Here is a 24,957-nt window from a genome sequence, read left to right on the forward strand (position 1 = left end):
TTTTTTTAAACTCCCCCCGCCGGGGCCCCGCCCCGCCCCCCCCCCCCCCCGGCGGGGGGGGGCCCCCCCCCCCCCGGCCCCCTGAACCCACCGACCATCCGAACCTGTACGGGAGTTGTGACCCATGCGCAGCCGTCACGTGTTCCACGCCGTCGACTCGCACACCGAGGGCATGCCGACCCGGGTGATCACCGGCGGCTTCGGCGTCATCCCCGGCGCCACCATGGCCGAGCGCCGGGTGCACTTCCAGCAGCACCTGGACCACTTCCGCACCCTGCTGATGTACGAGCCGCGCGGCCACGCGGCGATGAGCGGCGCCATCCTGCAGCCGCCCACCCGGCCGGACGCCGACTTCGGCGTGCTCTACATCGAGGTCTCCGGGCTGCTGCCGATGTGCGGGCACGGCACCATCGGCGTCGCCACCGTCCTGGTCGAGACCGGGATGGTGCCGGTCGTCGAGCCGGTCACCACCGTGCGGCTGGACACCCCGGCCGGACTGGTGGTCGCCGAGGTGCACGTCGAGGACGGCGCCGCCAAGGCGGTCACCATCCGCAACGTGGCCTCCTACTCCGTCGCACTGGACCGCAAGATCGAGGTGCCCGGCTACGGCACGGTGACCTACGACCTCGCGTACGGCGGCAACTTCTACGCCATCCTGCCGCTCGCCGAGTTCGGGCTGCCCTTCGAACGCGAGCGCAAGCAGGAGATCCTGGACGCCGGCCTCGCGATGATGGACGCGATCAACGCGGGCCCCGACCGGCCGGTGCACCCGGAGGACCCGTCCATCCACAGCTGCCACCACGTCCAGCTGCTCGCCCCCGGCTCCACCGCCGAGCACTCCCGGCACGCGATGGCCATCCACCCCGGCTGGTTCGACCGCTCGCCCTGCGGCACCGGCACCTCGGCGCGGATGGCCCAGCTGCACGCGCGCGGCGAACTCCCGCTCGGCCAGGACTTCCGCAACGACTCCTTCATCGGCACCACCTTCACCGGGCGGCTGGTCGAGGGGACCGAGGTGGCCGGGCGGCCCGCCGTCGTGCCGACCGTCACCGGGCGGGCCTGGGTCACCGGCACCGCCCAGTACTTCCTCGACCCGAGCGACCCGTTCCCGGCGGGCTTCCTGCTGTAGGCCGGGCCCCGAGCCTGCTCCGAACCTCCCCTGAAGGGCTGCCAGTCGTGACCATCACCTCGTACAACCCCGCCGACCCGGACGACCTCGTGACCGCCGTCGAGGAACCCGGCGCCGACGCCGTCCGGGCCGCCGTCGGGCGGGCCCGGAGCGCCCAGGCGGGGTGGCTCGCGGCCGGCGCGGCCGCCCGCGCGGCGGCGCTCGGCCGGATCGCCGACGCCGTCGAGGCGCACGCGGAGGAACTGACCGCGCTGATCGTGCGCGAGGTCGGCAAGCCGCTCGCCGAGGCGCGCGGCGAGGTCGCCCGGACCGCGGCGATCTGGCGCTACTACGCGCAGGCGCCGTACGCGGCCTCGGGAGCGGTGCACGAGCCCGCCGCCGGGCCCGGGCTGCTGCTCACCCGGCGCCGCCCGTACGGGGTGGCCGGGCTGATCGCGCCGTGGAACTTCCCGCTGGCGATCCCCAGCTGGAAGGCCGCGCCGGCGCTGGCGGTGGGCAACACGGCGGTGCTCAAGCCGGCACCCGAGGCGACGGCGTGCGCGCTGCGGCTGGCGGAGCTGACCCGTGCGGCCGGACTGCCCGAGGACGTGTTCACGGTGCTGCCCGGCGGGGCCGAGGAGGGCGCGGCACTGGTCGACGCGGCCGACGTGGTCTCCTTCACCGGCTCGACCGGCGTCGGCCGGGCCGTGGTGCGCGCCGCGACCGGGCGCGGGGTGCCGGTGCAGGCCGAACTCGGCGGGCTGAACGCCGCGCTGGTGCTCCCGGACGCCGACATCGACCAGGCCGCCGGCCACCTCGCGGCCGCCATCGCCGGGTACGCCGGGCAGAAGTGCACCGCCACCAGCCGGGTGATCGCGGTCGGCGCCGCGTACGAGCCGCTGCGCGACGCCCTGGTCAAGGCGCTGGCGGCGGTCGACGACGCGGTGTGCGGGCCGGTGGTCGACTCCGGCGCCCGGGACCGGCTGACGCTCGCCGTCGCCTCGGCCGTCGAGGCCGGGGCGAGCGTGCTCACCGGCGGTGCGGTGCCCGAGCGGGCCGGCTGGTACGTCGAGCCGACCCTGCTCGCCGAGGTGCCGGCCGAACACCCGCTGGCCCGCGAGGAGTTCTTCGGCCCGATCGCCGTGCTGCACGCCGTCGCCGACCTCGACGAGGCGATCGCGCTCGCCAACGACACCCCGCACAGCCTCGCCACCTCGGTCCACACCCGCAGCCTGGACGTGGCCCTGGCCGCCGCCGACCGGCTGGACGCGGGCATGATCCGGATCAACGCCCCCTCCAGCGGCGTCGACTTCCACCTGCCCTTCGGCGGCGCCAAGGGCGCGAGCCACGGCGACCGCGAACAGGGCCAGGCCGCCCTGGACTTCTACACCGTCAGCCGGACGGTCAGCGTGCTGCCGGCCGGAGGTGCCTGATGTTCGTCCGCACCGTCGACTACCACACCGCCGGCGAGCCGTTCCGGATCGTGCTGGACGGCACGCCGGCCATCCCCGGCGACACCGTCGCCGAACGCCGGGCCATCGCGCTCGGCGCGGGCGGCAGCGCCACCGCCCCACGGCCCAGCGCACTGGACGACGTCCGGCGGCTGCTCACCCGCGAGCCGCGCGGACACGCCGGGATGTACGGCGGCTTCCTGGTGCCGCCGGACGACGACGAGGCCCACCTGGGCGTGCTGTTCTGGCACAAGGACGGCTACTCGACGGCCTGCGGGCACGGCACCATCGCGCTCGGCGCCTGGGCTGTCGAGTCCGGACTCGTCGCCGCCCCCGCGGACGGCGTGGCCCGGGTGCGGATCGACGTGCCCTCGGGCCGGGTCACCGCGCTGGTCCACCGGGCCGGCGGGCGCACCACCGGCGTCACCTTCCGCAACGTGCCCACCCGGGTGACCGCGCTGAAGCTGCCGGTGCGGACCTCGCGCGGAACGGTCGAGGTCGCGGTCGCGCATTCCGGCGCCTGCTACGCCTCGGTGCCGGCCGCTTCGCTGGGGCTGGCGGTGGAACCGGCGCAGCTGCCCGAACTCACCGCCGTCGGGCGGGAGATCCGGGCGGCGCTGGCCGGCGAGGACGCGGTCGAGCACCCCACCGACCCCCGGCTGTCCGGCGTGTACGGGGTGATCCTGCACGACGAACTCCCCTCCGACGACGACGTGGTGAACCAGCGGAACGTCACCGTGTTCGCGGACGGGCAGATCGACCGCTCGCCCTGCGGCTCCGGCACCTCCGCCCGGCTCGCGGTGCTCACCGCCGAGGGCCGGCTGGCCCCGGGGGAGCCGCTGCGGCACGAGTCGATCATCGGCACGGTGTTCACCGGCCGGGCGCTCCCCGGCGGGGACCCGCTCGGTGGGGGCGTCGTCACCGAGGTCGGCGGAACCGCCCACCGCACCGGCGAGCACGGTTTCGTCCTGGAGCCGGGCGACGAACTGGGGACGGGGTTCCTCCTGTGAGACCGACCGCACCGCCCGGAACGGCTGTTGTGCCGCTCCAGTACGCCGTACCGGGCACCGGCGGAGTCGGGCCCGCCGGTGCGGTGGGGGCGATCGAGCGGGTGCTGCTGGACGGGTTCGACCCGGAGGCGGCACCCGCCCGATCGGCCGTGCCGGTGCCCGCCGGCGAACTGCTGCTCATGCCCGCGGCCGCCGGGCCGTACGCCGGAGTCAAGATCGCCGGGGTCGCGCCCGCCAACCCCGGGCACGGGCTGCCCCGGATCACCGGCAGCTACCTGCTGCTCGACGGGCCCACCCTGCAACCGATCGCCCTGCTGGACGGCGCCGCGCTCACCGCACTGCGCACACCCGCCGTCACCGCCGCGGCGCTGCGGCGACTGGCCGTTCCGGAGGCGGCGCACCTCGTCCTGTTCGGCTCCGGGCCGCAGGCGTACGGGCACCTGGACGCCCTGCTGGCCGTCCGGCCGCTGACCCGGCTCACCGTGGTGGCACGCCACGCCGGGCGCGCCGCGGCGCTCGCCGGCTACGGGCAGCGGCTCGGGCTGGCCACCGCCGTCGCCGGGCCGGAGGCCGTCGCGGACGCGGACCTGGTGGTCTGCTGCACCACCGCCCGCACGCCGCTGTTCGACGGCGCGCTGGTGCCCGCGCACGCGGCGGTGGCCGCCGTCGGCTCGCACGAACCGGACGCCCGGGAGGTGGACGGGACGCTGGTCGGGCGCGCCGAACTGTACGTCGAGGCCCGGTCGGTCGCGGGCCGCGAGGCCGGGGACCTGCTGATGGCGGGCGTCGCCGGGCGGCAGCTGTGGAACCTGGCCGAGCTGGTGCGCGGCGACGCGCCGGTGCCGACCGGGCGGCCGCGGTTCTTCAAGAGCGTCGGGATGGCCTGGGAGGACCTGGCGGTCGCGGCGGAGGTGTACCGGGCGGGCCGCGTCGCGTCGCCGTAGCGGCTCAGTCGCCGATGAAGCAGATCCAACTGCCCGGGATCGCGGCACAGTTCGCCAGCAGGTTCCGCAGGTCGCGGACGGCCGCCCGCTGCGCCTCGGTGGTGCAGCGGGCGAGCAGTGCGGTGGCTTCCTCGAAGGTGGCGGCCGCGTCCTGCTCGTTGAACCAGGTGTCGCCGTACGGGTCGACCCGGCCGAGTCGGTGGTCGGGCGGGCGGGTGTGTTCGGCCAGGGCGTCGGCGAGCGCGTCGCCGTGGTCGTACGAGAGGTGCAGCATGCCGCTGCCGGGGCGGCCGTCGTACAGGGCGAGGTCGATGCCCAAATCCGTGGCTCCTGACGGTGTTCGGGAGTGGTGAGGCCGGAGCCGGCCCGGTGGGAAGGGATCCCCCGTCGGGTCGGCTCCTTCGCGTTCCGGTGCCGGCGCCCGCTGGTCCGGCGCCGGTCGCGGGTGTCCTGAGGCCGGTTGCGGGTGTCAGACAAGCCCTAGCGCTGCGCGCCGGTGTAGGTCCCGAGCAGTCGGGCCAGGTGTTTGCCGCTGACGAGCAGGGGTTCCTCGCTGCGGGCGATCCGGGCGGCGAGCTCGGCGCCCTCCAGGGTGCAGATGACGGTGCCGGCCAGCTCGGCGGCGTCCTGCGCGCCGATGCCCGCCGCGACCAGGTGGTCCACCACGACGGCCCGCCAGTTGGCGTACGCCGCGGCCACGGCCCGCTCGATCTCGGGTGCGCGGCCGGCCGTCTCCGGGGCGGTGGTGCTGACCGGGCAGCCGTCCTGCCAGTCGGAGGCGCGCAGCTCGCGCGCGAGCATCCGGGTGCAGACGAGCAGCGCCTCGCCGGGGTCGGGCGAGGAGCCCAGTCCGGCGCGCAGCAGGACGGCGAACTCCTCGTCCCCGTGCCGGATCGCCTCGGCGGCCAACTCCTGCTTCCCGCCCGGGAAGAAGTGGTAGACGGAGCCGAGGGTGGCCTCCGCCTCGCGGGAGATCTGCTTGATCCCGGTGCCCTCGTACCCCTGGCGCTGCAGCAGCCGGGAGGTGGCCCGGACGATCCGCTCGCGGGTGCCGACGGTGGTCCTCTCGGGCGTCTTCACGGCGTGATCGTAGCCGATGACATGGATAGAGCGTTCGTTCCAGAGCTGTGCCGGCGTCAGCCCCGTCGCTCCGGATGGAGCGTTCGTTCCGGGGGGAGGGGTGGGCGCAGGCCCGTCGAACAGCGACAGTCGGGGCGTTCCCGGCGCGGCGTCGGCCGGGCGCGGGTGCGGCGAGCCCGAGTGCGATGGTGGGGCGGTTGCGCCGGAGGTGGGCCCCGCGCGGTGGCAGATCGTGTGCCGTCGGCCGTTGTCACGGCCGACGGCCGCTGCCACCATGGCTTTCGACGCCCGGCAGAGTGCTTGAATCGCGGACTGTTGCCTACGCAACGTAACGTGACATTGTACACTGGTGTTCTGCACCCACCCGGAGGAACACCATGGCCGACCTCAAACCCCGCACCCTGATCTCCGTCCAGGAGCGGCTTCGCGACCAGGTCGCCCACGCGCTCCGCGCGGCCCTGATCTCCGGCGAACTGCGCCCCGGCGTCGTCTACTCCGCCCCCGCCCTCGCCGCCGACTTCGGCGTCTCCGCCACCCCCGTCCGCGAGGCCATGCTCGACCTCGCTCGCGAGGGCCTGGTCGAGGCCGTCCGCAACAAGGGTTTCCGGGTCACCGAACTCACCGAACGCGACCTCGACGACTACACCGAGATCCGCGCCCTGATCGAGGTCCCGACCGTGGGCCGGGTCACCCGCAGCGCCACCAAGGACCAGCTGGAGCAGCTGCGCCCGCAGGCGGTTGCCATCGTCGCCGCGGCACGCAAGCACGACCTGATCGGCTACCTGGAGGCCGACCGGCAGTTCCACCTCGACCTGCTCGGCCTCGCCGGCAACGCCCGGCTGGTCGACGTCGTCGGCGACCTGCGCAAGCGGTCGCGGCTCTACGGGCTCAACCGGCTCGACGAGCGCGGCGAGCTGGTGTCGTCGGCGGAGGAACACCTGGAACTGCTCGACCTGATGATCTCCGGCGACGCGGAGGCGGCCGAGGCCTGCATGACGCGGCACCTCAGCCACGTGCGGTCGCTCTGGGCCGGGCAGGGCGAGGCGGCCGAGCCGGAGCGGCCGGCGCTGCGGCTGCGGGCCCGGTAGGGGCCAAACCGCTCGTTCGGGTGAAGACTGGGGACCGGGCGTCGGGGGACGCCCGGGTCCTACGATGATGCTCTCGACACCGGCAGCCAGGAGGAATTCCATGTCCGCCGCAGCAGTGGAAGAGCCCTTCGAGCAGATGACGCTGCTCGAAAGCGCGGAGCTGATCTCGAAGCAGCTCCCCGGCCACCGGGTCGAGATCATCGGAGGACAGATCACCGTGACGCCGCCTCCGGACGGTCAGCACAGTGACACCCTGACCAGCATCAGTGTGCCGTTCATCGTGTCGGGTTTGCACGGTGAGGTGACTCGGGTGCTTCAGGGGGTGGGTCTCTGGTTGCCTGACGGTCCCTCGGACTACGCCATTCCGGACCTGTCGATCGTCGATGCCGACTATGCCGATCACCTGATCGAGCACAATTGCTACGACCCGGTGATCTTCCGGTTCGTGGCCGAGGTGACGTCGTCGAACCACCTGACTGATCTGAAGGTCAAGCCTGCGCTGTACGCAGGTGCCGGAGTGCCCGTTTACCTCATCATCGACCGCAAGAACCTCAAGGTCATGGTTCTCACCGATCCTCGGGACGGCGAATACCGGGTGCACGCCGTCCACCACCCCGGGCAGACGTTCACCTTGCCCGAGTCGATCGGGGCTGCTGTGACGCTCTCGGTGGACGATGTCCTCATCGCGAAGCACTAGCGACCCCGTCCGGAACAACGCGCTCGTGTGCCGTCCCGGGCAGTCCTTCGTGCTGCCCGGGACCGCGGTGGTCCTGGAGGTGGACGACCTGTTCGCCTAGGCCCTGTCCGGACCTAGCCGACCGCCGCGGGCAGGGTCAGCCTCCCGTCGTGGACCTCGGCGACCTGGTCGACGGCCGTCAGGTGGGTGCGGTCGTGGGTGACCAGGACCGTCGCCGTGGCCCGGCGGTGGGTGAGTTCGGTGATCAGGTCCAGGACGGCGGCGCCCCGTTCGTGGTCGAGGGCGCTGGTCGGCTCGTCCACCAGGAGGACCGTGGGGTCGTTCATCAGGGCGCGGGCGATGTTGACGCGCTGGCGCTGGCCGCCGGAGAGCTGGTGCGGGCGGCGGCCGGCCCGGTCGCGCAGGCCGACGGCGTCCAGGAGGTCCAGGGCGCGGGGGAGCGCCTCGCGGGGGGAGCGGCCGTCGAGGTGCGCCATCACCTGGAGCTGTTCGGCGGCGGTGAGCGAGGGCAGCAGGTTGGCCTGCTGGAAGACGATGCCGATCCGGGTGCGGCGCAGGGCGGTGAGGTCCGCCCGGCCGAGGCCGGCGGTGTCGGTGCCGTCGACGACGACCCGCCCGGAGTCCGGGGCGATCAGGGTGGCGGCCACCGCCAGCAGGCTGGACTTGCCGGAGCCGGACGGGCCGACGACGGCGGTGATCGAGCCCTTGGGGACGGTCAGCGAGACGTCGTCGAGGGCGGTGAGCCGGCCGTCGCCGTCCGGGTAGGTCAGGGTGACGCGGTCGAGGGTCAGGGTCATCGGGCGCTCCCCAGGGCGGTCAGCGGGTCGACGGAGGTGATCCGGCGGATGGACAGGGCCGCGCCGACCGCGCCGAGGGCGATCATGACGGCGGCGGGCAGCAGCAGGGTCGGGGCGTCCAGGACGAAGGGCACCGCGGAGCCGATGAGCGAGCCCGCGCCGAGGGCGATCGCGGTGCCGGCGGCCGTGCCGAGCACCAGCAGCAGGACGGCCTGGCCGAGCGCGTCTCGCAGCAGGTAGCGGGTGGACGCGCCGAGGGCCTTGAGGACGGCGATGTCGCCGCTGCGCTGGATCGTCCAGACGGTGAAGAACGCGCCGATCACCAGCGCCGAGATGGCGAACAGGAAGCCGCGCATCAGCTGCAGGGAGCCGTTCTCGGAGGTGTAGGAGCCGATCGCGGCGAGGGCGTCGTCGCGGGTGCGGCTCTGCGTGCCGTGGCGGGCGTCGGCGGCGGCGAGGTCGGCGCCCTTCGCCGTGGTGAGGGCGATGACGGTGGCGTGGCCGGTGCCGCCGGGGGCGAACTGCTGCCAGTCGGTGAGGCTGGTCCAGATCACCGGGGTGTGGCTGTACGCGGCGTCGCCGTCGACGGCCGCGACCCGCAGCGGGTGCCCGGCCAGGGTGAGGTCGGCGCCGGGGGCGAGGCCGCCCAGGTTCTCGGCGGCGGTCCTGGACAGCACCGCCTCGCCGGGGGCGATCCGGGTGCCCTGCGGGGCCAGCCCGGAGCCGTCCGGGACGCCGAAGGCGGAGAGCGCGGCGGTGCGGCTCCCGGCGGCGGCCTTGGTGGTGGTGATGCCGAGCGGCTGGGCGGAGGTGACGCCGGGCTCGCGGGCCCAGGCCTGCCACTGCTCGGGGGTGACCTGGGAGTCGGTGAAGGAGAGCTCCTGCCCGTCGGCGGGTTTACCGAAGACCAGGTGGTCGGCGGGCAGGCCGGTGATCGCGGAGATGTTCTGCCGGCCGAGTCCGGCGGTCAGTCCGGACAACATCCCGACCAGCACGGTGATCAGCACGATGACGGTTCCCATCAGGGCGAACCGCCCCTTGGCGAACCTCAGGTCCCTCCAGGCGACGAACACGGTGGCCTTCCTCTGCACAGGTGATTTCCGACGTTCCCACCGTCGTGGACCGCAGGGCCCCGGGGCATCGCGCCGGGGATTGCATCCTGGGCATCAAAGGACAGAAGCGGAGTTCAACCTTTTGATTGATGCCGGGCCCGGGGAAGGAACTTAGGCTGGACGGATGGCGACCGAACGATCCAGAACCATCCCCGTCGCCCGCGTACTCCAGGTCTGCCTGCACCTGCTCGTGGCGGGCCTGCTCGTCCTCGCCGTCGCCAGGGCCGTCCTCGGCGACCACGGCGGCGACCCGGCGGCCGTCGCCGCCGCGGCCACCGCGATGGGCGCGGTCTACGCCGTCGGGCCGCGACTGGCCGCCGTCCGCCGCTCGCGCCGGGCGGCCGCGCTCTGGCTGGCCCTGCTCGGCGTCACCTGGGCGGGCGTGCTGCTCACCACCCAGGACGGGGTCTGGCTGGCGTTCCCGCTGTACTTCCTGGAACTGCACCTGCTCGGGCGGCGCGGGGGGCCGGTCGCCGTCGGGCTGACCGCCGTCGCGGCGATCGCCGCGTGGTCCTGGCACCAGCACAGCTTCAGCATCGCCGCCTCGATCGGGCCCGCCCTCGGCGCCGCCGTCGCCACCGCCACCGTGCTCGGCTACCAGGCGCTCTACCGGGAGAGCGAGGAACGCCGCCGGCTGATCGACGAACTCACCGCGGCCCGCGCCGACCTCGCCGCCGCCCACCACACCGCCGGGGTGCTGGCCGAACGCGAGCGCCTCGCCCGGGAGATCCACGACACCCTGGCGCAGAGCCTCAGCTCCATCCAGCTGCTGCTGCGGGCGGCCCAGCGGGCCCTGCCCGAGCGCACCGAGGCCGCCGCCGGGTACGTCGAGCAGGCGCGACAGGCCGCCCAGGACAACCTGGACGAGGCCCGGCGCTTCGTCCGCGCGCTCACCCCGCCCGCGCTGGAGAGCGACCCGCTGCCGGTCGCCCTGGAGCGGCTGTGCGCGACCACGACGGCGCACGGCGCACTGCCCGTCCACCTGCACGTCTCCGGCGACCCGGTACGGCTGCCGGTCGCGCAGGAGATCGCGCTGCTGCGGATCGCGCAGTCGGCGCTCGGCAACACCGTCCGGCACGCGAAGGCCTCGCGGGCCGAGGTGACACTCAGCTACATGGAGGGCGAGGTGGCGCTCGACGTGTTCGACGACGGGGCCGGGTTCGACCCGGCGGCGGTCGCGGACCGCACCGGCGGGGACGGCGGGTTCGGGCTGCCCTCGATGCGGGCCCGGGCCCGGGCGCTCGGCGGCACCTTCACGGTGGAGGCCGCGCCCGGGGAGGGCACCGCGGTGGCGGTGCAGCTGCCGGTCACCCCGGAGGCCGGGTCGTGATCCGGCTGCTGATCGCGGACGACCACCCCGTGGTCCGGGCCGGGCTGCGGGCCGTGCTGGAGGGCGAACCGGACTTCGCGATCGTCGCGGAGGCGGCGACCGCCGAGCGGGCCGTCGAACTGGCGGCCGGCGAGGGCGTCGACGTGGTGCTGATGGACCTCCAGTTCGGGCCCGGCTCGGCGATGAACGGCGCGCAGGCCACCGCCGCGATCACCGCCCGGCCGGGCGCGCCGCGGGTCCTGGTCGTCACCACGTTCGACACCGACGCCGACACCCTGCCCGCCCTGGAGGCCGGCGCCACCGGGTACCTGCTCAAGGACGCGCCGCCGGAGGAACTCGCCCAGGCCGTACGGGCCGCCGCGGCCGGCCGCTCGGCGCTCGCGTCCAGCGTCGCCGACCGGCTGCTGGAACGGATGCGCACGCCCGCGGCCGCGCTCAGCGCGCGGGAGACCGAGGTGCTGGGGCTGGTCGCCGACGGGCTGACCAACCAGCAGGTCAGCCAGCGGCTGCACCTGAGCCAGGCCACCGTGAAGTCCCACCTGGTGCATATCTACACCAAGTTGGGGGTGGACTCGCGCACCGCGGCGGTGCGGGAGGCGCGCGGGCGGGGGCTGATCCGCCGGGCGTAGGGTGGGCGGGGTCCGAACCTTCCGGTGGAGTGGAGGAACCCCGATGGCCGTGCGTCTCGACGGACTCGCCGTGCCGGTGATCGCCGCACCGATGGCGGGCGGGGCCTCGACCCCGGAACTGGTCGCCGCGGTGAACCGGGCCGGCGGACTGGGCTTCCTCGCGGCCGGGTACCGGAGCGCCACCGCGATGACCGAACAGGTCGCACTGGTACGGACGTCCGGCGACCGGCCGTTCGGGGTGAACCTCTTCGTCCCGGCACCGCCCGGGGACCGGGCCGCCGTCGCCGCCTACCGGGAGCGGCTGCGGCCCGAGGCCGAGCAGTGGGGGGTGACGCTGCCGGAGGACATCGGGCCGGACCGGGACGACTGGGAGGCCAAGCTCGCCGCGCTGCTCGCCGACCCGGTACCGGTGGTCTCCTACACCTTCGGCCTGCCCACGGCCGAGGAGGCCGCGGCGCTGCGGGCCGTCGGAACGCTGCAGATCGGCACCGTCACCACGCCGGAGGAGGCGCAGGCGGCGCAGGCGGTGGGGATGGACGCGCTGTGCGTGCAGGGCCCGGAGGCAGGCGGGCACCGGGGCACCCACCGGGTCGCGGACCCGCCGGGCGAGCTGCCGCTGCTCGAACTGCTCCCCGCCGTACGGGAGGTGACGGCGCTGCCGCTGATCGCCGCCGGCGGGATCGGCGACGGCGCGGCGATCGCGGCGGCGCTGCGGGCGGGAGCGGTCGCGGTGCAGCTGGGCACGGCGCTGCTGCGCGCCGACGAGTCCGGCGCCTCGGCGGCGCACCGGGCGGCGCTCACCGGACTCCCGGACACGACCGTCACCCGCGCCTTCACCGGCCGCCCCGCGCGCGGCCTGCGCAACGCCTTCATCGACCGCCACGGCCCGTACGCCCCGCCCGCCTACCCCGAGGTCCACCACCTCACCGCCCCGCTCCGGGTCGCCGCCACCCGCCGCGGCGACACCACGGCCATGCACCTCTGGGCCGGCACCGCCCACCACCTGGCCGAGCCCGGTCCGGCGGAGGCCATCGTCGCCGACCTGTGGCGCGCCGCCCGGGGGTAGTGCGCCCGACGCGCGCCGGGCACGGCGTGTTGTCCCTCGCGGGGGTGGATTGAGGGGGAAAGTGCGCGGTACTCTATAAGGGACAACTTAATCTCAGGGGTATGTGGGAGATCACGCTTCTGGCGCCGGTCGAGGAGTGGTACTTGCAGGTTTGTGAGGATGACCCGAAGACGGCCGAGAGAGTCCTCGAGGCGCTGGACTTGCTGGCCGATGAGGGGCCGACCTTGGGGCGGCCCGTGGTGGACAGGATCCACCGCAGTCGCCTGCACAACCTCAAGGACTGAGGCCGGGCTCCACGGGTGCCAGTGAAGTGCGCATGCTGTTCGTCTTCGACCAGGAGAGGGAGGCCATCATCCTCGTGGCGGGTGACAAGTCCGGTCGCTGGTCGGGGTGGTACGACGAGTCGATCCCTCTCGCGGAGAAGCGCTACGCGAACTACGTGGAGGAGCAACGGAACGGAGCACGCCGATGAAGGGTCGTAGTTGGACCGAGGTGCGGGCCGAGGTCATGAAGCGGTACCCCGAGCTGGCGACGCCGGAGGCCGAGGCGGGCCGGACGCTGATGCGTCAGGAGATGCTGGCCCAGATTCGGGGGCATGAGCTCGCCGAGTTGCGGCGGAAGGCCGGGCTCACGCAGAAGCACGTGGCCGAGTTGCTCGGAGTCAGCCAGGCACGGGTGTCGCAGATCGAACACGGCCAGGTCGACAGCCTGGACAACCTCCGCGCCTACGCCGCCGCGATCGGTGGCGAGGTCGAGGTGACCGTCCGGCAGGGCGAGCGGACGATCAAGGTGGCCTGACCGTCCGCTCGGCCCCGGGGCGGTCACGCCAGCAGGTCGGACATCCAGGACTCGACGTCCTTGACCGTCCTCGGGAGGGCGCCCGACATCAGGTGGGCGCCCTCCGCCGTGATCACCAGGTCGTCCTCGATGCGGATGCCGAGGCCGCGCAGCTCGACGGGGAGGGTCTCGTCGTCGGGCTGGAGGTAGAGGCCGGGTTCGACGGTGAGGACCATGCCCTCCTCCAGGACGCCGTCGAGGTAGCGGTCGGCGCGGGACTTGGCGCAGTCGTGGTAGTCGAGGCCGAGCATGTGGCCGCTGCCGCAGAGGGTGTAGCGGCGGTACAGGCCGTTGTCCTCGGCGAGGGCCTGTTCGGCGGGGACGCGCAGGACGCCCCAGTCGGCGAGGCCTTCGGCGATGACCTGCATGGCGGCGCGGTGGAAGTCGCGGAAGCGGGCGCCGGGGCGCAGGGCGGCGATGCCGGCGCTCTGGGCGGCCAGGACCAGTTCGTAGGCCTGGCGTTGGACGGGGGTGAAGGTGCCGCCGAGGGGGAGGGTGCGGGTGATGTCTGCGGCGTAGAGGGTGTCCGTTTCGACGCCGGCGTCCAGCAGGAGCAGGGAGTCCGGGTCGAGGGCGCCGTCGTTGCGGATCCAGTGCAGGACGCAGGCGTGGGCGCCGGAGGCGGCGATGGTGGTGTAGGCGGTGCCGTTGCCCTCGGCGCGGGCGCGCAGGTCGAAGACGCCTTCGATCCAGCGTTCGCCGCGGTGGTGGCGCAGGGCGGCGGGCAGGGCGCGGACGACGTCCTCGAAGCCGGTGGTGGTGTGGTCGACGGCGAGTTGCAGCTGGCCGATCTCCCACTCGTCCTTGACCAGGCGCAACTCGGAGAGCACGGCGGCCAGTTCACCGTCCTCGGCGGTGGCGATGCGCCGTCCGGCGGCCTCGTCGACGAGGGCGTCGGTGCCGGTGAGGACGCGGGTGGGCGGCTGGGGGCCGGAGAGCAGTGCGCCCAGGTCGTCGAGGTGTCGGGTGCGGATGCCGGTGAGCAGGGCGGCTTCGGCGAGGTCGGGCCGGGGGCCGACCCAGAACTCGCCGTAGCGGCGGTCGCGGTAGAACTCGCCGCCGTCGCGCGGGGACCGGGGGCGCAGGTGGAGGACGGGTTCGTGGCCTTCGGGGCCGGCCGGTTCGAGGACGAGGACGTGGTCGGCCTGGTCCTCGCCGGTGAGTCCGGTGAGCCAGACGTACGCGCTGTGCGGGCGGAAGCGGTGGTCGAGGTCGTTGCAGCGGACCTTGAGCCGGCCGGCCGGGACGATCAGCCGTTCGCCGGGGAAGGCGGCGGAGAGGCGGGCCCGGCGGCCGGGGAAGCGGTCGTACCCGGGGACGCGCAGGTCGGTGGGGAGCGGGGTGGCGGCCCAGCGGGTGCCCATGAAGGCGGCGAGGGCGGGGGTGACCGGGAGGTCGTGGCTCCCGGTGCTGAGGCCGGTCTGGGGCAGGGTCACCGGTGAACTCCTAGGCGGGGCTGGGGAGATGCGTGGCGGGGGTGCGGGCACGGACACAGCTCGGTAACGGGCGGCGTCACCTCTTGTGCAGTGCAATTTCACATTACTATGTTACGGGTCACACAGCGGAGCGGCCGGATCAGGCCCCCCACAGCGGAGTTGCACATGACCAGGCGCACCCACGCCGCCCTCGCGGCGGCCCTCGCGGCGACCCTCACCCTCGGCCTCGGGGCCTGCAAGAACGACAAGAGCGACAGCGGCGGTGACGCGGCCCCCTCCAGCACCAAGGGCCCGGGCGCGGAGAGCGGCTCGATCGTCGGCGGGACCCCGGCCAAGGGCGGCACGCTCACCGTCCTGACCAACCAGGACTTCGCCCACCTCGACCCGGCCCGCAACTGGGTGGTGCCGCACATGGACTTCGGGACCCGGCTGCTCTACCGCACCCTGACCACCTTCAAGGCCGAACCGGGCGCCGCCGGCAGCGAGATCGTCCCGGACCTCGCCACCGACCTGGGCACGTCCTCCGAGGGCGGCAAGGTGTGGACCTTCACCCTCAAGGAGGGCCTGAAGTACGAGGACGGCAGCCCGATCAAGTCCGCCGACATCAAGTACAACGTCGAGCGGTCCTTCTCCCCGGACCTCACCGGCGGCCCCGACTACGCGGCGCAGTACCTGGCCGGCGGCGAGAACTACAAGGGCCCGCTGACCGGCGAGCACCTGGCGAGCATCGAGACGCCGGACGACAGGACGATCGTCTTCCACCTGAAGCGCCCGGTCGCCGAGTTCTCGGACACCGTCACCCTGCCGACCTTCTCCCCGGTGCCGCAGTCCCAGGAGAAGGGCACCCAGTACGACTCCCGGCCGTTCTCCTCCGGCCCGTACAAGATCGAGACCTACGACCGCGGCAAGCAGCTGGTGCTGGTCCGCAACACCAACTGGGACCCGGCCACCGACACCGTCCGCAAGGCCTACCCGGACAAGGTCGTGGTCACCCAGGGCATCAAGGGCGGCCAGGCCGACGACCGGATCATCGCCAGCGACGGCGCCGACGCCAACGCCGTCAACATGCCCTGGATGCAGCACGAGACCGTCGCCAAGGTGCTGCCCAAGGCGGACGTCAAGTCCCGCATGGTGGCCGAGCGGACCGGCTGCACCGACATGCTCTACATGAACACCGCCAAGGCCCCCTTCGACGACCCGAAGGTGCGCGAGGCGATGATGTGGGCGGTCGACCGCGAGGCGCAGGTGACGGCGTTCGGCGGCCCGGCGGTGACCGACGTGGCGACCTCCTACCTGCCCCCGTCCCTGACCGGCGGCGTCACCTCCGACCCGCTGAAGATCCCGGCGGCCGGCGACCCGGAGAAGGCCAAGGCACTGCTCAAGGAGGCGGGCAGGACCGACCTCAAGGTCGCGCTCACCGTCTCGCTCGGCGACAAGACCCGCGCCGAGGCGATCCAGCAGTCGCTGGCGAAGGCCGGCGTCCAGGTCACCGTCAACACCACGGACCCGTCGGCGTTCGCCGACACCATCGGCGACATCAAGAACGCCCCCGAGCTGACCATCAACGGCTGGTGTCCCGACTACCCGTCCGGTGCCACCTTCCTGCCGTTCCTCTTCGACGGCCGCACCATCAAGGAGAAGGGCAACCAGGGCAACTACAGCCAGTTCCGGGACCAGGCCACGATGGACCGGATGGACCAGATCGCGGCCATGACGGACGTCAACGAGGCCAACAAGGCCTGGCAGCAGCTGGACCAGGACCTGATGAAGAAGGCCCCGGCCGTCCCGCTGATGTGGCAGCGCCGCCCCCTGCTGGTGGGCACCAACGTCGCCGGCGCGTTCGGCAACTCCGGGTACGCCGGCATGATCGACCTCGCCGTGGTCGGCCTCAAGGACCCCGCCAAGGGCAAGGGCTGAGGGGCCGACACCGATGAGTACCACCACTGAGCCCGCCGCCGTGGCCGGCGCCAGGGCGGCGGGCGCCGAGAAGGGGGCCGGGCGGGGGCCGTGGCGGCTGGTCTGGGACCAGCTGTGGGCCAAGGGCCCGGCCCGGTTCGGGCTGATCACCGTCGGCGTGCTGCTCCTGGCCGCCGCGCTGGCCGGACCGCTGAGCTCGCTCGGCGGCTGGACCCCCGAGGAGTTCGACAAGCGCGCCGTGGACCCGTACCTGGGCGGCCTGCCCCGGGGCGACTTCGGCGGCATCAGCACCCGGCACTGGCTGGGCGTCGAGCCGATCACCGGGCGCGACCTGTTCGCCCGGGTGCTGCACGGCGGGCAGGTGTCCCTGCTGATCGCGTTCACCGCGACCGCGGTCGTCGTGGTCGCCGGCACCCTGGCGGGCATCGCGGCCGGCTACTTCGGCGGCCGCACCGACACGCTGCTGTCCCGGCTGATGGACCTCACGATGTCCTTCCCGTCGCTGATCTTCATGATCGCGATGATGTCGGTCGCCAAGGACGTCAACCGGATCCTGCTGATCACCCTGGTGATCGGCCTGTTCACCTGGCCCGGCATCGCCCGCGTGGTCCGCGGACAGACGCTGTCGCTCAAGCACCGCGAGTACGTCGAGGCCGCCAAGGTCGGCGGCGCCCGGTCCTGGCGGATCCTCACGAGGGAGATCCTGCCCAACGTCTCCGGCCCGATCATCGCGTACACCACGCTGCTCATCCCCGGCATGATCGCCACCGAGGCCGCGCTCAGCTACCTCGGCGTGGGCGTGCGCCCGCCGACCCCGTCCTGGGGACAGATGATCGCCGAGAGCATCGTGCACTACGAGACCGACCCGACGTACTTCCTGATCCCGACGGCCTTCCTGTTCCTCGCCGTACTCGCGTTCACCCTGCTCGGGGACGCGCTGCGCGACATCCTCGACCCCCGGGGAGGCCGGTCGTGATCCTCTACCTCGGCCGCCGACTGCTCGGCGTGGCGGGCATCCTGCTCGCCATCTGCGCCATCACCTTCACCATCTTCTACCTGCTGCCCAACGACCCGGCCGCGGCGGCCTGCGGCAAGACCTGCAGCCCCGAGCGGCTCGCCGACGTCAAGGCGGCGATGGGCCTGGACAAGCCGGTCTGGGACCAGTTCCTCGCCTACCTCGGCGGCATCTTCGCCGGCCGCGACTACGGCACCGGCCCCAGCGCCGTGCACTGCGGCTTCCCGTGCCTCGGCTACTCCTACGAGTACGGGCTGCCGGTGTGGGACCTGCTGACCGACCGGCTGCCGGTCTCCGTCTCGCTGGCCCTCGGCGCGGCCGTGCTCTGGCTGATCCTCGGCCTCGGCGCGGGCGTCACCTCGGCGCTGCGCAAGGGCCGGCCGGTCGACCGGACGCTGATGGTGCTCTCGGTCGGCACCGCCTCGCTGCCGGTCTACTTCACCTCGATCATGCTGATCTGGGGCGTCGTCAGGACGGCCGGGCTGCTGCCCTACCCGGCCTACCACCAGTTCAACGAGAACCCCTTCGCGTGGGCCTCCAACCTGCTGCTGCCGTGGATCGCCCTGGCCCTGCTGTACGCGGCCATGTACGCCCGGCAGAGCCGCAACGCGATGATCGAGGCGATGGCCGAGCCGTACATCCGCACCGCCCGGGCCAAGGGCCTGCCGGCGCGGACGGTCACGGTCAAGCACGGGCTGCGCGCCGGGATGACGCCGATCCTCACCATCTTCGGCATGGACCTCGGCGGGCTGCTCGCCGGAGCCGTCATCACCGAGTCCATCTTCGGACTGCCCGGTGTCGGCCGGCTGTTCTACGACGGCCTGGGCCGCTCCGACCAGCCCGTCATCCTCGGCGTCACCCTGCTCGCGGCCTTCTTCATCGTCGCGGCGAACCTGCTGGTCGACCTGCTCTACGCGTTCGTCGACCCGAGAGTGAGGTACTGATGACGAGCTTGTTGGAGGTCGAGGACCTCAGGGTCGCCTTCGACACCCCGCGCGGCACGGTCCGGGCCGTGGACGGCATCTCCTTCGCCGTCGAGGCCGGACGCACCCTCGGCCTGGTCGGCGAGTCCGGCAGCGGCAAGTCCGTCACCTCGCTCGCCGTCATGGGCCTGCACCGCGGCGCCGCCGTCACCGGCTCGATCCGGCTGCACGGGCAGGAGCTGAACGGGCTCGGGGAGAAGGCGCTGGGCGCGGTCCGGGGCCGCCGGGTCGCGATGATCTTCCAGGACCCGCTGTCCAGCCTGCACCCCTTCTACACCGTCGGCGAGCAGATCGCCGAGCACTACCGGGTGCACTTCAAGGCCGGCCGCAAGGCGGGCCGGGCCCGCGCGGTGGAGATGCTGGCCGAGGTCGGCATCCCCGAACCGGCCCGCCGGGTCGACGAGTACCCGCACCAGTTCTCCGGCGGCATGCGCCAGCGCGTCATGATCGCCATGGCACTGGCCTGCGAGCCCGACCTGCTGATCGCCGACGAGCCCACCACGGCGCTCGACGTCACCGTCCAGGCCCAGATCCTCGACCTGATCGCCCGGATCCAGCAGGAGCGCGGCCTCGGCGTCGTGATGATCACCCACGACCTCGGCGTGGTCGCCCGGGTCGCCCACGAGGTGCTGGTCATGTACGGCGGCCGGGCGGCCGAACAGGCCCCGGTGACAGCACTGTTCGCACGGCCCGCGCACCCGTACACCCGCGGCCTGCTGGACTCGCTGCCGCGCCTGGACGACACCGACGACGCCCCGCTGCGGGCCATCCCCGGCAGCCCGCCGTCGCTGATCGCCCCCGCCCCCGGCTGCTCCTTCGCCCCGCGCTGCGCCCGCACCACCGGCGCGTCCGCCGAGGAGCACGCCCGTTGCCTGGCCGAACGCCCCCTGCTCGGCGCGCTCGCCCCCGGCCACCAGGCCGCCTGCCACCTGCCGCTGGTGCCGGAAGGGGTGCTCCCGTGAGCGAACGAAGCGAACACACGACCAACAGGCGCGAGCGGGCGGATGCCCCTGCCGAGCGAAGCGAGGTGGGCGCATGAGCGAACCGCTGCTGTCCGTACGGGACCTGGTGAAGACCTTCCCCGGCCGGCGCGGCCGCACCGGGCGGCCGGGCGCACCGGTCCGGGCCGTGGACGGCGTCAGCTTCGACGTCGGCGCGGGGGAGACGCTCGGCCTGGTCGGCGAGTCCGGCTGCGGCAAGTCCACCACCGGCCGGATGATCGTCCGGCTGCTGGACCCGACCTCGGGCACCGTCACCTTCGACGGCACCGAGATCGGCGGGCTCTCCCAGGCCAGGCTGCGCCCGCACCGGCGGGACCTGCAGATGGTCTTCCAGGACCCGTACTCCTCGCTCAACCCCCGGCAGACGGTGTCCCGGATCATCTCCGAGCCGCTGCTGGTCCAGGGCGAGAGCGCGACGGCCGCGCGCAAGCGGGCGGCCGAGCTGATGGAACTGGTCGGGCTGATCCCCGAACACCTGGACCGCTACCCGCATGAGTTCTCCGGCGGCCAGGCGCAGCGGATCGGCATCGCCCGCTCGCTGGCCACCTCGCCGCGGCTGGTGATCGCCGACGAGCCGGTCTCCGCGCTGGACGTGTCCATCCAGGCCCAGGTGGTCAACCTGATGGAGCGGCTCCAGCAGGAGCTGGGACTGGCGTACGTGTTCATCGCGCACGACCTCTCGGTGGTCAAGCGGGTCTGCGACCGGGTCGCGGTGATGTACCTGGGCCGGATCGTGGAGATCGGCGACAAGGCCGAGGTGTACGGCAGCCCCGCGCACCCGTACACCCGGGCGCTGCTGTCCGCGGTGCCGCTGCCGGACCCGGAGGCGGAGCGGACCCGGGACCGGATCGTGCTGCTCGGCGACCCGCCGAGCCCGGCCGACCCGCCCCCCGGGTGCAGCTTCCACCCGCGCTGCCCGAAGGCGCAGGAGCTGTGCCGGACGGAACGGCCGCTGCTGCGGATCGCCGGCCCGGGCAGTCGGCAGGCGGCCTGTCACTTCCCGGAGGTGTGATCCGGGACCGCCCGGAGGTGTGATCCGGGCGCCGATACGCCCGGTCGGGCGCGGCGGGGAACCCTTCGAGGGCCGCGTCCGACCGGGTTCCACCCGTGCCGCCCGGAGTTCGCCGTGCCACCGGGTGTTCGCCGCGCGGGTGCTCGCCGGGCCGGGTGCGCACGGCGTCGGGGTGTTCAGTCCTCCGGCAGCAGCAGGCGCGGGCCGGGCCCCTCGGCGGCCAGTTCGTCGCCGGGGTTGAGCACCCGGCAGCGGCGCAGCGACACGCAGCCGCAGCCGATGCAGCCGGTGAGCTCGCCCTCCAGTCGCTCCAGTTCCAGCCGGCGGGCGCGCAGCTGTTCGGCCCAGCGCAGGGAGATGCGCTCCCAGTCGTGCTTGCCGGGCATCCGGTCCTCCGGGAGGCCGGCGAAGACCTCGGCGACCTCGCTGAGCGGGATTCCGAGCCGCTTGGCGACCAGGATGAGCGAGATCCGGCGCAGCACGTGCCGGCGGTAGCGGCGCTGGTTTCCGGCCGACCGTTCCGAGGTGATCAGCCCCTGGCCCTCGTAGAAGCGCACCGCCGAGGTGGCTATCCCGGCCCGCCGGGCCACGTCGCCGACGCTCAGCAGGTCGACCGGTGCGGTGCTCATGACGGCTCCTTGACGTCAAGCTCTCTTGAAGTTCAACGGTACTCGACCTGACCGGATCGGCCGCCGTGAAGAGCGACACGACCGGTGCCGAGCAGGACAGTTGCCCAGCGGAACCGTCGCCGGGGGAGGCCTCCGGCGGATGGCGCGAACTCTTCTCCGGCCGGTACACCGCCGCCGCGGAAGGGCCCCGGATCCCCGTCGTCGGGGGGATCCGGGGCCCACTCGTGCGCGGCCGGCCCACGCGCGGGCCGGCCGCGGGCGGCTCAGGAGGCCGGGCCCACCCGGACGGTGGTGATCCGCCCGCCCTGGGACTCCCGGACGACCTCGATCCTGGTGTTGGTGTCCGGGACCTTCACCGTCAGCTGCGGCGTGGCCGGGTCGGCGTACACCCCGCTGTGGTCGTTGAACACCGGGACGGCCGGCTCGGCCGGGATCCGCACCGCGACGCCGCCCTTGTGCAGGGTGAACGGCGTGGTCGGCTTGAGCGAGAAGGTGGCGTCGAAGGTCTGCGCCCGCGCGTTGACCAGGGTGCCGTCGGCGAAGCGGATCGGCGCGGGGTGGGCGTCGATCGGTAGGATCAGCCCGCCGCCGGGGTGGTCCTTGGTGTTGTTGTCGCCGTACGAGGTGTCCCACAGCCAGAGCAGGACGCCCTCCTGGTACGGGTAGGGGTCGACCACGTTGGCCTTGCCGGTGACGCCGGTGTAGCCGAAGTTGTACGGCCCGGTCCTCAGGAACGCCCCGTAGCCGGTGTAGCGGCGGTTCTCGGCGATGTAGGCCCGCGGGTGCTGCTTGACGGCGGTGCGGCCGGTGATCACCGTGAAGCCGTTGGCTGTCCAGCCGCCGGCTCCGTTCTCCGCGCCGTCGGCGAACAGCTCCGTACCCGCGGCGGTGGCGCGCACGGCGTCCACCAGGACGCCCTTGCCGTGGGTGTTGCTGTCCGAGGTGACGTGGAAGCGCAGCCGGACCTGCTGTCCGAGGTAGCCGTCGAGCGGGATGTGGAGCTTCCGGTAGGTGCCGGAAGTGCCGCTCAGCCCTGGGGTGTTGGCGCTGGTGTTGCCGATCGGCGCGCCGTCGACGGTGCCGCCGAGGGCGGTCCAGTGCTTGCCCTGGTCGGTGGAGGCCTCGACGGTCAGGAAGTCGTAGTCCTGCTCGACGTCGTACCAGACCGCGGCGTCCAGTGCGGCGGGTCCGGCGGCGGTGCGCAGGTCGACGTCCCGGGCGAGGGAGTTGTCGAGGTTGTCGCCGGTGTCGCTCCACCACTGCCTGCCGCCCTCGTAGGGGTCGGCGAGGTCGGTGCTGGTGGTGCCGTCCGGCAGGTGCACGAGGACCGCCTGCGCCTGGTCGGTGTTGTAGCTGCTGACGCCGAGGGCGTGGCTGGAGCGGGTCGCGGCCTGCGCCTCGTCGTAGTTGAGCCAGCCGAACTGCAGTTTGCTCCAGGCGTCGAGGTCGCCCGGGTAGCCGCCGGTGGTGTTGGGGCCCTTGCCCAGGTACGAGCCGGAGGACATCAGCGACCAGAAGTTGACGCTGTTGTCGCCGCCGTTGGTCGGGTAGAGGTCGGGCAGGCCGAGGTTGTGGCCGTACTCGTGGGCGAACAGGCCGACGCCGCTGTTCTCGCCCGCCTGGACGTAGTCGTAGACGTACAGGCCGGTGTCGCCGACGGGGGCGCCGCCGATCTTGTCGCCGGCCGGGCCGGTCTGGCCGGTCGCGTCGGGGAAGGCCCAACTGCGGTGCGCCCACAGCGCGTCGGCGCCCTGGGCGCCGCCGCCCCAGGTCTCGTCCACGCCGGCGTGGACCACGATGACGTTGTCCAGGTAGCCGTCGGGCTGGGCGAACTCGCCGTCCTTGTCGTGGTCGTAGCGGTCGTAGACGTCGTACTGGGCGAGCTGTGCCTTGATGTCGGCGGTGGAGCGGCCCTTGGCGACCTCGCCGTCGTACCAGGCCTTGACGGCGTCCCGGACGAACTCCTGGGCCTGGGTCCAGGCGCCGGAGCCCTGCGGGCCCTTGTTGCTGCCGTAGCGGGCCTCGTTGTACGGGACGGTGACCCAGTCGCTGACGGTGCCCTCGACGTCGTACCGGCCGGAGGACTGGGTGCGGTAGTAGTTGCGCATCGACACGGCGCCGGGCGAGTCGTCGAAGAACATCTTCTGGTAGTACGTCCGGTCGAAGTCCGGTGACCACAGTGTGTGGTTGTCGTCCTTGCCCGGCTTCGGGATCTGGTTGTGGCGCGGGCCGGGGGTGCCGCCGTAGCGGGCCTGGCCGTTCCACTGCGTGGAGTCGTCGACCTCGTCGCCGAACTGGGCGAGGATCACGAAGACCTTGTCCGTACGCTGGTGGGCGAGTTGGACGTAGTCGTTGCCGATCTTCACCTTCGCCGGGGCCCGTTTGTCGGCGCTCTTGGCGACGGCGCCCTTGTTGAGCTGTTCCAGGGCCTTGCTGCGGAGCGCCTGGCGCTCGCGCTCCTGCGGGACGAGCGGTGCGGGCGGGCCCTCGGCGCCCTGCTGGGCGGCCTCGGAGGCCGCGGCGGTGACGGCGAGGGGTGCGGGGGGTGCGGCCTGGGCGGGCGTGCCCAGCAGGGTGGCCGCTATCGCGCTCGTGGTGAGCGCGGCTGCGAGGGCCGCGGACAGTCTGCGCAACTGACCGGTCCTTTCCGGAGGATGGGGTGCTTCGGGTCGTCGGTCGGTGAAGCGCAGGTAATATTTCACATGTCACCGGTCACGTGGAAGGGGTCCGGCGCAAGCGGAAGGGGCGCCGCACCCGAAGGTGCGACGCCCCTTGCGGCGTGGCCTCGTGCCGCTTCGTCAGGCGTGCGGGCGGCCGGACCCGTCAGCCGTTGGAGAAGTCCAGCACCAGGCTGAACACCACCAGTGCCGCGAACACCACCGCCAGGGTGGCCGGCCCGGTGGCGTACAGCGCGACCGCGGCCGCGCCCAGCAGCACCAGCTTGAGCGCCAGCCGTGCGGCGAGCGGCAGTTCGACCTTCGCCCGGCGCTCGGCCAGGAACACGTCCCAGACCGCGCGGGCCGCGGCCGGGACGCCGAGCCCCAGCAGCAGCCGCAGGGCCAGGCCGTCACCGGTCCGGAAGCCCCAGTAGCAGAGCGCCGCCAGGCTCGCGAGCTGCACCCCGAAGCCGAGTTCGGTGCCGGCCCTGGCCAGCGACCTGCGCAGTCGCCGCTCCGTCGGGCCGGGTCTGTCGATCGTCATCCGCGCGCTCTCCCCGCCTCGGTCCCCGCCCGCCGGGCCGCCCGGGCCGGCAGGCCGTCAAGCGGAGTGTCGCAGCCCGGCAGGGCGAACTCAACGGATCTTCCTGCGGCTGCCGGTCGATGCCTCCGACCTGCCGGTTCGTCAGCGGTCCTGCCGTCAGCGGGTGGTGTACTCGACGGCCACGCTGACCACCACCAGCACGGCGTAGACCACCGCGAGCGTGCTCCGCCCGGCGGCGTACAGGGCGAGCGCGGCCGTGCCCAGGGTCAGCAGCTTGAGCACGATCTCCGCGGCGACCGGCAGCCGGAACGTCGGCCCGCCCGCGGCCAGGAACAGGCCCCAGACGGTGGCCGCCAGGGCCGGTGCGCCGAGCCCCAGCAGCAGCCGGGTGCCCAGGGTGGAACCGGTCCTGAAGCCCCAGTAGCAGAGCGCCGCCAGCATGGCGAGCTCCAGCCCGAAGGCGAGGCCGGCGTTGCCGGCGGTCAGCGGGGTCCACTGCCGCTGTCCGACCGGGCCCGGTCTGTCGATCCTCATCCGTGCTCTCCCCGTTCGACTGCCCCGCCCGGACCGGACGGCGGTCACGCGGAGTGTCGCAGTCCGGCCCGGGCGGCGCA

General features: G+C 73.3%; 26 protein-coding genes. 17 read left to right on the plus strand and 9 right to left on the minus strand.

Going from position 1 to position 24,957, the window contains the following annotated elements; genetic code table 11:
• Positions 1–124 precede the first annotated feature (124 nt).
• The 4 genes from ACFV04_RS22460 to ACFV04_RS22475 are packed head-to-tail and all read left to right on the plus strand — an operon-like array spanning position 125 to position 4,513.
• Positions 125–1,129 (plus strand): proline racemase family protein, encoded by a 1,005-nt coding sequence (locus tag ACFV04_RS22460; RefSeq protein ID WP_360261587.1) that lies wholly within the window; start codon positions 125–127, stop codon positions 1,127–1,129.
• 47 nt (positions 1,130–1,176) lie between these two features.
• Positions 1,177–2,541, plus strand: a complete 1,365-nt coding sequence (locus ACFV04_RS22465) for an aldehyde dehydrogenase family protein (RefSeq protein WP_380531517.1) — start codon at positions 1,177–1,179, stop codon at positions 2,539–2,541.
• Positions 2,541–3,569, plus strand: coding sequence for a proline racemase family protein (locus ACFV04_RS22470; RefSeq protein WP_380345314.1), 1,029 nt, complete (start codon positions 2,541–2,543; stop codon positions 3,567–3,569). Before ACFV04_RS22465 ends, ACFV04_RS22470 begins: the two co-directional genes overlap by 1 nt.
• 29 nt (positions 3,570–3,598) lie before the next feature.
• Positions 3,599–4,513 carry an ornithine cyclodeaminase family protein gene (locus ACFV04_RS22475; RefSeq protein ID WP_380531520.1) on the plus strand — a complete coding sequence of 305 codons (915 nt, stop codon included), beginning with the start codon at positions 3,599–3,601 and terminating at the stop codon, positions 4,511–4,513.
• Positions 4,514–4,517: 4 nt separating this feature from the next.
• On the opposite strand, the gene ACFV04_RS22480 is transcribed toward ACFV04_RS22475, so the two are convergent.
• Together ACFV04_RS22480 and ACFV04_RS22485 are read right to left on the minus strand one after the other, a co-directional pair.
• Positions 4,518–4,832, minus strand: a complete 315-nt coding sequence (locus ACFV04_RS22480) for a hypothetical protein (RefSeq protein WP_380345318.1) — start codon at positions 4,830–4,832, stop codon at positions 4,518–4,520.
• Between the two features lie 161 nt (positions 4,833–4,993).
• Entirely contained in the window at positions 4,994–5,593 is a 600-nt protein-coding gene (locus ACFV04_RS22485; RefSeq protein WP_380345320.1) for a TetR/AcrR family transcriptional regulator, read from the minus strand.
• A 377-nt stretch (positions 5,594–5,970) separates the two neighbouring features.
• Here ACFV04_RS22485 and ACFV04_RS22490 point away from each other — a divergent pair, with 377 nt between their 5' ends.
• Both ACFV04_RS22490 and ACFV04_RS22495 read left to right on the plus strand, forming a co-directional pair.
• Positions 5,971–6,681 (plus strand): GntR family transcriptional regulator, encoded by a 711-nt coding sequence (locus tag ACFV04_RS22490; protein WP_360261572.1) that lies wholly within the window; start codon positions 5,971–5,973, stop codon positions 6,679–6,681.
• Between the two features lie 100 nt (positions 6,682–6,781).
• Complete coding sequence (locus ACFV04_RS22495) at positions 6,782–7,378, plus strand: Uma2 family endonuclease (protein ID WP_380531525.1); 597 nt, start codon at positions 6,782–6,784, stop codon at positions 7,376–7,378.
• 113 nt (positions 7,379–7,491) lie between these two features.
• On the opposite strand, the gene ACFV04_RS22500 is transcribed toward ACFV04_RS22495, so the two are convergent.
• Together ACFV04_RS22500 and ACFV04_RS22505 are read right to left on the minus strand one after the other, a co-directional pair.
• Positions 7,492–8,175, minus strand: a complete 684-nt coding sequence (locus ACFV04_RS22500) for an ABC transporter ATP-binding protein (RefSeq protein WP_380345326.1) — start codon at positions 8,173–8,175, stop codon at positions 7,492–7,494.
• Positions 8,172–9,248, minus strand: a complete 1,077-nt coding sequence (locus ACFV04_RS22505) for an ABC transporter permease (protein WP_380345328.1) — start codon at positions 9,246–9,248, stop codon at positions 8,172–8,174. The genes ACFV04_RS22500 and ACFV04_RS22505 overlap by 4 nt, the downstream gene beginning before the upstream one ends.
• Positions 9,249–9,411: 163 nt before the next feature.
• On the opposite strand from ACFV04_RS22505, the gene ACFV04_RS22510 reads away from it, so the two are divergent.
• The 6 genes from ACFV04_RS22510 (at position 9,412) to ACFV04_RS22535 (ending at position 13,110) form a co-directional block, all read left to right on the plus strand.
• Positions 9,412–10,617, plus strand: a complete 1,206-nt coding sequence (locus ACFV04_RS22510) for a sensor histidine kinase (RefSeq protein ID WP_380345329.1) — start codon at positions 9,412–9,414, stop codon at positions 10,615–10,617.
• The gene (locus ACFV04_RS22515; protein ID WP_380531529.1) at positions 10,614–11,246 is read left to right on the plus strand and encodes a response regulator transcription factor; all 633 of its coding nucleotides are present in this window, start codon (positions 10,614–10,616) and stop codon (positions 11,244–11,246) included. Before ACFV04_RS22510 ends, ACFV04_RS22515 begins: the two co-directional genes overlap by 4 nt.
• A gap of 43 nt (positions 11,247–11,289) precedes the next feature.
• The gene (locus ACFV04_RS22520; RefSeq protein ID WP_380531532.1) at positions 11,290–12,312 is read left to right on the plus strand and encodes a nitronate monooxygenase; all 1,023 of its coding nucleotides are present in this window, start codon (positions 11,290–11,292) and stop codon (positions 12,310–12,312) included.
• A 101-nt stretch (positions 12,313–12,413) separates the two neighbouring features.
• Positions 12,414–12,596, plus strand: a complete 183-nt coding sequence (locus ACFV04_RS22525) for a hypothetical protein (protein WP_380531535.1) — start codon at positions 12,414–12,416, stop codon at positions 12,594–12,596.
• Positions 12,597–12,628: 32 nt separating this feature from the next.
• Positions 12,629–12,784, plus strand: a complete 156-nt coding sequence (locus ACFV04_RS22530) for a type II toxin-antitoxin system RelE/ParE family toxin (RefSeq protein ID WP_380345336.1) — start codon at positions 12,629–12,631, stop codon at positions 12,782–12,784.
• Complete coding sequence (locus ACFV04_RS22535) at positions 12,781–13,110, plus strand: helix-turn-helix domain-containing protein (protein WP_380345338.1); 330 nt, start codon at positions 12,781–12,783, stop codon at positions 13,108–13,110. Before ACFV04_RS22530 ends, ACFV04_RS22535 begins: the two co-directional genes overlap by 4 nt.
• Before the next feature lie 23 nt (positions 13,111–13,133).
• Here ACFV04_RS22535 and ACFV04_RS22540 read toward each other — a convergent pair whose 3' ends face one another.
• Positions 13,134–14,585: an aminopeptidase P family protein gene (locus ACFV04_RS22540; RefSeq protein WP_380531539.1), complete on the minus strand. Its 1,452-nt coding sequence runs from the start codon at positions 14,583–14,585 to the stop codon at positions 13,134–13,136.
• A gap of 165 nt (positions 14,586–14,750) precedes the next feature.
• On the opposite strand from ACFV04_RS22540, the gene ACFV04_RS22545 reads away from it, so the two are divergent.
• The 5 genes from ACFV04_RS22545 (at position 14,751) to ACFV04_RS22565 (ending at position 20,513) form a co-directional block, all read left to right on the plus strand.
• A complete protein-coding gene (locus tag ACFV04_RS22545) occupies positions 14,751–16,502 on the plus strand; it encodes an ABC transporter substrate-binding protein (RefSeq protein WP_380345342.1) in 1,752 nt (583 codons plus the stop codon).
• Positions 16,503–16,515: 13 nt separating this feature from the next.
• Entirely contained in the window at positions 16,516–17,478 is a 963-nt protein-coding gene (locus ACFV04_RS22550; protein ID WP_380531542.1) for an ABC transporter permease, read from the plus strand.
• A complete protein-coding gene (locus ACFV04_RS22555) occupies positions 17,475–18,461 on the plus strand; it encodes an ABC transporter permease (protein ID WP_380345346.1) in 987 nt (328 codons plus the stop codon). Before ACFV04_RS22550 ends, ACFV04_RS22555 begins: the two co-directional genes overlap by 4 nt.
• Positions 18,461–19,462, plus strand: coding sequence for an ABC transporter ATP-binding protein (locus ACFV04_RS22560; RefSeq protein WP_380345347.1), 1,002 nt, complete (start codon positions 18,461–18,463; stop codon positions 19,460–19,462). The genes ACFV04_RS22555 and ACFV04_RS22560 overlap by 1 nt, the downstream gene beginning before the upstream one ends.
• 73 nt (positions 19,463–19,535) lie before the next feature.
• The gene (locus tag ACFV04_RS22565; protein ID WP_380345349.1) at positions 19,536–20,513 is read left to right on the plus strand and encodes an ABC transporter ATP-binding protein; all 978 of its coding nucleotides are present in this window, start codon (positions 19,536–19,538) and stop codon (positions 20,511–20,513) included.
• 176 nt (positions 20,514–20,689) lie between these two features.
• On the opposite strand, the gene soxR is transcribed toward ACFV04_RS22565, so the two are convergent.
• From soxR to ACFV04_RS22585, 4 genes are all read right to left on the minus strand, one after another.
• Positions 20,690–21,142 carry a redox-sensitive transcriptional activator SoxR gene (gene soxR / locus ACFV04_RS22570; protein ID WP_380531546.1) on the minus strand — a complete coding sequence of 151 codons (453 nt, stop codon included), beginning with the start codon at positions 21,140–21,142 and terminating at the stop codon, positions 20,690–20,692.
• A gap of 263 nt (positions 21,143–21,405) precedes the next feature.
• Positions 21,406–23,775 (minus strand): immune inhibitor A domain-containing protein, encoded by a 2,370-nt coding sequence (locus ACFV04_RS22575; RefSeq protein WP_380345352.1) that lies wholly within the window; start codon positions 23,773–23,775, stop codon positions 21,406–21,408.
• Positions 23,776–23,965: 190 nt separating this feature from the next.
• On the minus strand, positions 23,966–24,343 hold the full coding sequence (locus ACFV04_RS22580; protein WP_380531549.1) for a YrdB family protein: 378 nt from the start codon (positions 24,341–24,343) through the stop codon (positions 23,966–23,968).
• A 156-nt stretch (positions 24,344–24,499) separates the two neighbouring features.
• Positions 24,500–24,877 carry a YrdB family protein gene (locus ACFV04_RS22585; RefSeq protein ID WP_360261527.1) on the minus strand — a complete coding sequence of 126 codons (378 nt, stop codon included), beginning with the start codon at positions 24,875–24,877 and terminating at the stop codon, positions 24,500–24,502.
• Positions 24,878–24,957: the final 80 nt, after the last annotated feature.

This window comes from Kitasatospora sp. NPDC059599 (assembly GCF_042735125.1).
Lineage (GTDB): Bacteria > Actinomycetota > Actinomycetes > Streptomycetales > Streptomycetaceae > Kitasatospora.

Bases quoted from the DNA above. Each gene is read 5' to 3' on its own strand.
- ACFV04_RS22460 (WP_360261587.1), top strand. From the start codon at position 125: ATGCGCAGCCGTCACGTGTTCCACGCCGTCGACTCGCACACCGAGGGC.
- ACFV04_RS22470 (WP_380345314.1), top strand. From the start codon at position 2,541: ATGTTCGTCCGCACCGTCGACTACCACACCGCCGGCGAGCCGTTCCGG.
- ACFV04_RS22490 (WP_360261572.1), top strand. From the start codon at position 5,971: ATGGCCGACCTCAAACCCCGCACCCTGATCTCCGTCCAGGAGCGGCTT.
- ACFV04_RS22495 (WP_380531525.1), top strand. From the start codon at position 6,782: ATGTCCGCCGCAGCAGTGGAAGAGCCCTTCGAGCAGATGACGCTGCTC.
- ACFV04_RS22500 (WP_380345326.1), bottom strand. From the start codon at position 8,175: ATGACCCTGACCCTCGACCGCGTCACCCTGACCTACCCGGACGGCGAC.
- ACFV04_RS22510 (WP_380345329.1), top strand. From the start codon at position 9,412: ATGGCGACCGAACGATCCAGAACCATCCCCGTCGCCCGCGTACTCCAG.
- ACFV04_RS22520 (WP_380531532.1), top strand. From the start codon at position 11,290: ATGGCCGTGCGTCTCGACGGACTCGCCGTGCCGGTGATCGCCGCACCG.
- ACFV04_RS22525 (WP_380531535.1), top strand. From the start codon at position 12,414: ATGTGGGAGATCACGCTTCTGGCGCCGGTCGAGGAGTGGTACTTGCAG.
- ACFV04_RS22530 (WP_380345336.1), top strand. From the start codon at position 12,629: ATGCTGTTCGTCTTCGACCAGGAGAGGGAGGCCATCATCCTCGTGGCG.
- ACFV04_RS22535 (WP_380345338.1), top strand. From the start codon at position 12,781: ATGAAGGGTCGTAGTTGGACCGAGGTGCGGGCCGAGGTCATGAAGCGG.
- ACFV04_RS22545 (WP_380345342.1), top strand. From the start codon at position 14,751: ATGACCAGGCGCACCCACGCCGCCCTCGCGGCGGCCCTCGCGGCGACC.
- ACFV04_RS22550 (WP_380531542.1), top strand. From the start codon at position 16,516: ATGAGTACCACCACTGAGCCCGCCGCCGTGGCCGGCGCCAGGGCGGCG.
- ACFV04_RS22560 (WP_380345347.1), top strand. From the start codon at position 18,461: ATGACGAGCTTGTTGGAGGTCGAGGACCTCAGGGTCGCCTTCGACACC.
- ACFV04_RS22565 (WP_380345349.1), top strand. From the start codon at position 19,536: ATGAGCGAACCGCTGCTGTCCGTACGGGACCTGGTGAAGACCTTCCCC.
- soxR (WP_380531546.1), bottom strand. From the start codon at position 21,142: ATGAGCACCGCACCGGTCGACCTGCTGAGCGTCGGCGACGTGGCCCGG.
- ACFV04_RS22580 (WP_380531549.1), bottom strand. From the start codon at position 24,343: ATGACGATCGACAGACCCGGCCCGACGGAGCGGCGACTGCGCAGGTCG.
- ACFV04_RS22585 (WP_360261527.1), bottom strand. From the start codon at position 24,877: ATGAGGATCGACAGACCGGGCCCGGTCGGACAGCGGCAGTGGACCCCG.